The organism is Amycolatopsis sp. SID8362, from assembly GCF_010550475.1.
GTDB lineage: Bacteria > Actinomycetota > Actinomycetes > Mycobacteriales > Pseudonocardiaceae > Amycolatopsis > Amycolatopsis eburnea.
In genome coordinates, this window is sequence record NZ_JAAGNB010000053.1 from 1 (window position 1) to 218 (window position 218).

The 218-nt window shown below is 77.1% G+C and carries 1 pseudogene; it reads right to left on the reverse strand.

Going from position 1 to position 218, the window contains the following annotated elements:
- A pseudogene (locus G3I65_RS01445) lies at positions 1-218 on the reverse strand (hypothetical protein); the annotation flags it as partial.

Sequence of the window (218 nt, forward strand, 5' to 3'; positions counted from 1 at the left end):
GGGTCGCGGTCCGTCCGGTGCAGGTCGGCGCAGCGCAGGCACGAGCTGCGGCCCGGCACGACCAGCGGCCCGACGATGCCCGTCCCGTCGCGGACGCGCACCAGCAGGTGCGGGACGCCGTCCTCCACCAGCTCGGCGACGACCTCCGGCGCGGGTACGACGGCGTCGGTGAGCAGGGCGACGTCCGGGTAGCGGTCGTGCAGGCGCGTGACGCGGAC